Annotated in this window: 3 protein-coding genes; all 3 read left to right on the top strand. The window is 64.1% G+C overall.

Annotated features, from left to right (window positions below):
- Window positions 1-796: glycine betaine ABC transporter substrate-binding protein (locus tag HP547_RS28245; RefSeq protein WP_172288771.1), on the top strand; the 796-nt coding region annotated here is incomplete at its 5' end.
- Window positions 797-916: 120 nt separating this feature from the next.
- A complete protein-coding gene (locus tag HP547_RS28240; protein WP_172288769.1) occupies window positions 917-1,801 on the top strand; it encodes a 3-keto-5-aminohexanoate cleavage protein in 885 nt (294 codons plus the stop codon).
- Between the two features lie 20 nt (window positions 1,802-1,821).
- The coding region (locus HP547_RS28235; RefSeq protein WP_172288767.1) for an L-carnitine dehydrogenase at window positions 1,822-2,743 on the top strand (922 nt) is incomplete at its 3' end.

The following is a 2,743-nucleotide window of genomic DNA, read 5'->3' as shown; positions in this document are numbered from 1 at the left end:
CCAGGTGCTGCTCGACGGCCTGGGCTACCAGACCAAACAGACCAGCGCTTCGCAGCAGATCATCTTTGCCGGTATCCGCGACAAACGCCTGGACATGTTCCTGGGTTACTGGAACCCGATCATGACCCAGACCATTACCCCGTTCGTCGATGCCGGGCAGGTCAAGGTGCTCGACAAGCCGAGCCTGGAAGATGCGAGGGCAACCCTGGCAGTGCCGAAGTATCTGGCAGACAAGGGTCTGAAGACCTTCGCCGATATCCACAAGTTCGAAAAGGAGCTGGGCGGGAAAATCTACGGCATCGAGCCAGGTTCCGGCGCCAACACCCAGATCAAGGCGATGATCGCCAAGAACCAGTTCGGCCTGGGCAAGTTCCAGCTGGTCGAGTCCAGCGAGGCGGGCATGCTTGCCGCCGTCGACCGCGCCGTGCGACGCAAGGAGGCGGTGGTGTTCTTCGGCTGGGCCCCGCACCCGATGAACGTGAACATCGACATGGCCTACCTGGGCGACAGCCAGGACGCCCTGGGCCCTGACGAAGGCCGTGCCACAGTGTGGACGGTGACCGCGCCAGACTACGCCGACCGCTGCCCCAACGCCCACCGCCTGCTGGCCAACCTGAACTTCAGCGCCGAGGACGAGAGCCGCATGATGCAGCCGCTGCTCGACCACAAGGATGCGCTGGAATCGGCCCGCCAGTGGCTCAAGGACCACCCCGAGGACAAAGCCCGCTGGCTGGAAGGTGTGACTACCTTCGACGGCAAGCCGGCTGCGGACAACCTCAAGCTCACCGCCAACTGACAGGTCCCTTTCGCAGCACAAGGCTGCTCCTACAGGTGTAAGGCTCAGGGTCACTGCTGACCCTGTGGGAGCGGGCATGCCCGCGAAAAGGCCAGCACAGACAACACAAGGAACCGATCCATGAACCACGACGTCATCATCACCTGCGCCCTCACCGGCGCCGGCGACACTGCTTCAAAGAGCCACCTGGTCCCGGTCACTCCCAAACAGATCGCCGAGTCTGCCGTCGAAGCCGCCAAGGCCGGCGCCACCGTGGTCCACTGCCATGTCCGCGACCCACAAACCGGCCGCTTCAGCCGCGATGTAGCGCTGTACCGCGAAGTCATGGAGCGCATCCGCGAGGCCGATGTCGACATCATCGTCAACCTCACCGCCGGCATGGGCGGTGACCTGGAAATCGGCCCAGGCGAATCGCCGATGGAATTCGGCCCCGGCACCGACCTGATCGGCCCGCTGGAACGCCTGGCCCACGTTGAAGCATTGCTGCCTGAAATCTGCACCCTCGACTGCGGCACTCTCAACTTCGGTGATGGCAACTCGATCTACGTTTCCACCCCGGCGCAACTGCGCGCAGGCGCCAAGCGCATTACCGAACTGGGCGTGAAGGCCGAACTGGAGATCTTCGACACCGGGCACCTGTGGTTCGCCAAGCAGATGATGAAAGAAGGCCTGCTCGAAGACCCGCTGTTCCAACTGTGCCTGGGCATCCCGTGGGGCGCGCCGGCCGACACCACCACCATGAAAGCCATGGTCGACAACCTGCCGGCCAACGTCACCTGGGCCGGCTTCGGCATCGGCCGCATGCAGATGCCGATGGCCGCGCAGGCGGTGTTGCTCGGCGGTAACGTGCGGGTGGGCCTTGAAGACAACCTGTACCTGGACAAGGGCGTGCTGGCCAGCAACGGCCAGCTGGTCGAGCGCGCGAGCGAAATCATTGCCCGCCTGGGTGGCCGCGTGCTCACCCCGGCTGAGGGCCGGGAAAAGATGAACCTCAACCGCCGCTGATGCCCTTCTGGAGCCCTGATATGCCCTTCATCACCGAGATCAAGACCTTCGCTGCCCTGGGTAGCGGCGTAATCGGCAGCGGCTGGGTTGCCCGCGCCCTGGCCCACGGCCTGGACGTAGTCGCCTGGGACCCTGCCCCCGGCGCCGAGCAAGCGCTGCGCAAGCGTATCGCCAACGCGTGGCCGGCCCTGGAGAAACAAGGCCTCGCCCCAGGTGCAGCCCAAGATCGCCTGAAGTTCGTTGCCACCATCGAAGAATGCGTACGCGATGCCGACTTCATTCAGGAAAGTGCACCAGAGCGGCTGGACCTGAAGCTCGACCTGCACGCAAAAATCAGCGCCGCCGCCAAGCCCGACGCGATCATCGGCAGCAGCACCTCTGGCCTTCTGCCCAGCGAGTTCTACGAATCCGCCATTCACCCAGAGCGTTGTGTGGTCGGCCACCCGTTCAACCCGGTTTACCTGCTACCACTGGTGGAAATCGTTGGCGGCAATCAAACCTCGCCAGCGGCCATCGAGGCTGCAAAAACCATCTACACCGCACTGGGCATGCGCCCGTTGCATGTGCGCAAGGAAGTGCCCGGCTTTATTGCCGACCGCCTGCTCGAAGCGCTGTGGCGCGAGGCCTTGCATCTGGTCAATGACGGCGTGGCGACTACCGGCGAGATCGACGACGCGATCCGCTTTGGCGCCGGCCTGCGCTGGTCGTTCATGGGTACGTTTCTCACCTACACCCTGGCCGGTGGCGATGCCGGCATGCGCCACTTCATGTCGCAATTCGGCCCAGCCCTGAAGCTGCCGTGGACCTACCTGCCAGCGCCGGAGCTGACCGACCAATTGATCGACGACGTGGTCGACGGCACCTCGGAACAATTGGGGGATCGCAGCATCGCCGCGCTGGAGCGCTATCGTGATGACACCCTGCTGGCGGTGCTGGAGGCGG

Origin of the sequence: Pseudomonas sp. CM27 (genome assembly GCF_013179515.1) — a bacterium.
Classification (GTDB): domain Bacteria; phylum Pseudomonadota; class Gammaproteobacteria; order Pseudomonadales; family Pseudomonadaceae; genus Aquipseudomonas.
Note: the sequence above shows the minus strand (reverse complement) of the source record. Positions and strands in the feature narration are given on the sequence as shown.

Excerpts from the sequence above, each read along its gene's own strand:
- HP547_RS28240 (WP_172288769.1), top strand. The coding sequence starts at position 917 with ATGAACCACGACGTCATCATCACCTGCGCCCTCACCGGCGCCGGCGAC.